Raw genomic sequence first — 4,354 nt, 5'->3', positions numbered from 1 at the left:
CCTATACTCGCCGCGGGTCATGGGGAGATGATCGACACGTGATACTCGGATTCCCGCACGAATCGACCACGGACGATGCCGAACGGCGGTTGCCGGATCCAGCCTCCGCGCGCGCCCTGCTCGGCGACCGCGCTGCTCCGCTGGATGCGCTGCTCGGGCGCCGCCGGCGCGAGTGGTCGACGCTCGCGGTCAGCGACGAGGATCGTGCGTTGCTCGAACGCACCTTCGACGCAATGACGTTGGCTTACGCGCGACTGGCCTTGCGTCATGGCCACCTTGGCAACGACTTTCACGCCTATCACAACGAAGGCCACATCCTGGAGATCTGCTCGGACCGGCTCGACCGGTTGATCGAATCGAACGGCCTGCGCACATTTGGCCTTCGCGACCTCTGCGCGCTCAGCCTGTTTGGCGCCAGCCACGATCTTCGACAGCGCGAGGCTCCGCAGCTGGTCGGCGGCGTCGGTGCGAACGAGCGCGCCAGCATCGAGGAAACGTGCCGCCTGCTGCAGACCTGCGGATTCTTCATCGCACACGATTCCGCGATCCACGACGCGCTCGAATTGATGATCGCCGGCAGCACGTTCGACGCACGTCCGCTGCCCGGCGGCCATCTCTACAACGCCGCTGACCTCGTGCAAAGCGGCGGCGCACTCGCGGCGCGACTCGACCAGGTGCTGGACGCAAGGCGTCCGGACTGGCGAGACAATGCCGGGCTGGTGCATGCGCAGCAGCTGGCGCTGATCGCCGCCGATCTGGACACCGCGAACGTGTCGGAACCGTTCCGGCAGTTTGCGACCAGTGCGGAAAACCTGTGCCGGGAACGCGAAATGCTGAGCGGACGATCGCTCGACGCAGGCGAGAGCGCGTTGCCCGTCCTGGGCTTCCTGACGGACGGACAGGACCGGTTCTTCTTCGACCTTCACCGCTTCCACTCGGAGCCAGGGCGCGCGGCGTTCGAATCGGGCAAACAAGCGAACGCCCCGCAGTTGAAGGCTCTTTGCATGGGTGTGCGTGCACGCATCGCGGTGCAGGGCGCGCCGTCCGATGGCAATCAGGTGATCGCCGCATACCGGCAAACGCTGGCCGACCTGCTGGGCTGAACGCGCAGGCCGGATGTCGAAGGGCTACGGGCGCGTCCGCCACACCTGGGCCGTCAAAATCGGTGCGTCCCTGCACCTTCGGCAACGTGCGCATCCCGCATGCTGCCGCTGCTTTTGCCGTGTGTCTGTTTCAAGCGCAATTGCGATGTGCGTATGACGGCCCGCTGAAAGTCGTGTTTCCCGCAACCGAAAACGGAGCGGCGCCTCGGCGCCACTCCGTTCACGAATGCATCTGCAAATCAGCGCTGGATGTTAAACGTCCAGCCGGCGGTCCAGTCATCGTTGGCATCGCGAAAGGCACCGATATACGGCGCCGCCGTGAAGAACGCGTCGTTGACGACCAATGCGCCGTTCGCGAGCGGCGAACCGGCAGCCGGCAAAAATCCATTGAGCTGAGGATTGCCTGTTGCATTGCCGGTGCCGCCACTGAACAGCGCCTGGGCCGACCCGGCGACACCGGTGCCGCCATCCACAAAATTGACGCTGCAGTTCAGCCATGCATGATCAAGGCTCAGATCGGCACCGCCCACCTGCGCCGCCGTCGCGGCGTTGTCAATGAACAAGCAACCCTTGCCGGGCTTGTTGAACGCCGTGACGACGATGTTGCTGATATGCCCGGCGCTTCCTTCTTTGAGGTTGATCCCGTTGCCTCCGCCCGCACCGTTGCCGATGAAGGTCATGTTCGACCAGCTCGGCGTTGCCCGCGGAAGCGCATCGTTGTTCTCGTTCTGGTTCGACGCCTCGAAGCCATTGTCGTTGCCAAGCGCGAGCGATTCCGACGCCCACTTGACGAGTCCGAACTGCACCTTGCCGCTGAAACCCTCGTCCCAGTCAAACCCGTCGTCGCCGCCTTCGTACGAGATCAGGTATTTCGCATTGACCGTACCGCCGAAGAATTCATAGCCATCGTCCTTGCCGCGATACGCCTGCAAGTGATCGACCACGGTTCCATCGCCGACCGCCTCGAACGTGAACGAGTTGACTTCGCGGCCTTCGACGAACACGTAACCGGCATATCGCGATTGCACGTAGCGCAGGCTGCCCGAGCTGTCATGCGGATTGTTGCCGCCGTACCGGAGGTCCGGGTTGAACTCGCTGCGGCAATCGAACGGCGCTGTCGGACATTTGTTGTTCGGTGCATTGCCCGCCAGCACGACGCCGCCCCAGTCGCCCGGTGCGGGAGTCTGGCCGAGCTTGCCGTCCTTCGGACTGGTGAACACAATCGGCGCATACGGCGTTCCGTTCGCGATCAGCTTGGAACCCGGATTCACGTACAGATAGTCCGCTGTATCTCCGCGCCCGGTGATCAGGGTTCCGGGTTCGATGGTGACCGTCGCGGAATTCGCATTGTCGCCGCCCACGGTCACCAGGCCCTGGAGTTCCCAGGTCGTGTTATTCGTCAAGGTCATGTTGCTCGTGATCGAGCCGCTCAGTACACAGGTCCGCGGCGAGCTGCCCGCTGTCGACCCAGCGGGGCAGCTGGTGAATTTCTCACGATAGACGCAACTGCCCACTTCAGGGGTGACCAGTTGCTGCAGCGGATTCACGGGGAATGAAACCGGACTGAGGCCTGTGCTCGCGTCGGGTGTGACGGTGACGGTGCCTTCGGTACAACTCGCGAACGAGACGTCGATGGAACCAAACCGGCTTCTTGTCGGCACTTCGGTGAGTGGCCCGTTGAACGTGCCATCGCTGAAGGTAAACAGGTCCGAGGTCGCACTGAATTCAAATTCGCCAAGCAACGGCGATGCAGTCACCCAGATCGGGTTGCCGTCTGCATCGTAGAGATATCCCGACAGATAGAGCGTCTTGTTGCCGCTCGGAGTCGGGAGAACATCGAACACCCAACCGCGCGCGGAGGAGGGGTGCGAAAGATCAGCCCATCCACCATCGAACGCATCGGTGAGGGTCAACGCCGCATGCACTTGACCCACGGCTAGTACGCTGAGCGCCGCGCCGCTGAGTAGCTTTTTGCTCAAAGAATTCATCTGGAAATCCCCATCGATTGGACTGGCAAATACACGGTCACAAATCGGAAAACCGCGCACGAACCTGCACGCTATCGACCGCATGTGACCGAAGCGCCACACTTTTTTTACGGGCATGTGTCACTGCGCAACGAATAGGCGCGACAGGCACACGCGCTGTGCACGAACCGCCCAGGATTTCGGCTAGCGCGAGGAACCGAGTCGCCACTCGAGACTGAAGGCAATCTCGCGGCCTTTCCGGAACTCTCGCGTCGACAAGCCGCCCTGCACGAATTGCACCTTCGGGTCCAGCAGGTTGCGCAGCTTCAACGTCCAGCGCCAGTCACGCGCAAAGCGCTGGCGAAACTGGAAATCCAGCGCGCTGAAGGCTTCCTCGTAGATATCCGGCTGGCCCTGCACACCCACCTCGGAGATCCGCCGACCGAACCGGTTGAACAGCAGCGTCGTCTCGAGCCGGTTGTCCGGGTGCCTGTATCCGATCTGCGCATTCATGACGTACGGCGACTGACCCTGCATCGCACGCGAGAGGTTGGTCTGGAAGCTCGCGCTCAGCGGATCGAGCTGAACGTTTGAGCGGATGCGTGCATAGTTGAAGCCGGCGTAGAAGTTTTCCAGCTCGGCCACCTTCCAGCGCTCGCCCAGGAAACCCAGACTCTTGTAAATGTCGAGCTCGACCCCGTCGTTGTGTGCGCTCCCGGCATTCGCAAAACTCAGCAGCGGCGTCGATCCCGCCAGACGCACACGCTCGATCGGATGATCGAATTTTTTGTCGAATGCGGCGACCGACAGACTGTCCGAATCGGAAAAGTAGTATTCCCAGCGTAGATCGATGTTGCGGATGCGCGTCGCCTGCAGATCCGGACGACCGATCGTGTCGATATCCAGTTCCGGGTCGGTGTAGGGAGACGGCGAGAGCTCGCGGAAATCGGGGCGCGCCACGGTGCGGCTGAATCCGGCACGCACTTGCGCATTCTCGCTGTAGAGCCAGGCGAACGATGCCGCCGGCAGCCAGACACTGCTGCGGTCCGTCGAGCGGACGGGAGCAGCCGAGGGGTTGACGATGCTGAAGGTCGTGACCGACTGGTCGTTGCGCTCGTGCCGCGATCCGAGCACGACCCGATAGCGGCCCTTGAAGTTGAAGTCGACGTTGAAAAACGCCGCGTCAATGGCTTGCGCAGCCGAATAGTTGTCCGTCGCGCGCGTTGTCTCGCGCAGCACGAATCCGTCCGGCCCGATGTTGTCCGACGAGAGGATCTGGTCGAT

The 4,354-nt window shown here is 62.4% G+C and carries 3 protein-coding genes; 1 reads left to right on the top strand and 2 read right to left on the bottom strand.

Annotation, left to right across the window (positions count from 1 at the left end; translation table 11 throughout):
- Positions 1-1,103 (top strand): hypothetical protein (locus ABIV12_RS13125; RefSeq protein WP_348059999.1); only part of this gene is annotated, 1,103 nt, incomplete at its 5' end.
- Between the two features lie 239 nt (positions 1,104-1,342).
- On the opposite strand, the gene ABIV12_RS13120 is transcribed toward ABIV12_RS13125, so the two are convergent.
- Both ABIV12_RS13120 and ABIV12_RS13115 read right to left on the bottom strand, forming a co-directional pair.
- Positions 1,343-3,091 (bottom strand): hypothetical protein, encoded by a 1,749-nt coding sequence (locus ABIV12_RS13120; protein WP_348059997.1) that lies wholly within the window; start codon positions 3,089-3,091, stop codon positions 1,343-1,345.
- A gap of 183 nt (positions 3,092-3,274) precedes the next feature.
- Positions 3,275-4,354 (bottom strand): TonB-dependent receptor (locus ABIV12_RS13115; protein ID WP_348059993.1); only part of this gene is annotated, 1,080 nt, incomplete at its 5' end.

The sequence above is a fragment of the Dokdonella sp. genome, assembly GCF_039926425.1.
Lineage (GTDB): Bacteria > Pseudomonadota > Gammaproteobacteria > Xanthomonadales > Rhodanobacteraceae > Dokdonella_A.
The sequence above is the reverse complement of the archived record's forward strand: the minus strand, read 5'-3'. Positions and strand labels throughout refer to the sequence as shown.

What these genes read in the sequence shown, in the direction of transcription:
- ABIV12_RS13120 (WP_348059997.1), bottom strand. Translation starts at nt 3,091, where the DNA reads ATGAATTCTTTGAGCAAAAAGCTACTCAGCGGCGCGGCGCTCAGCGTA.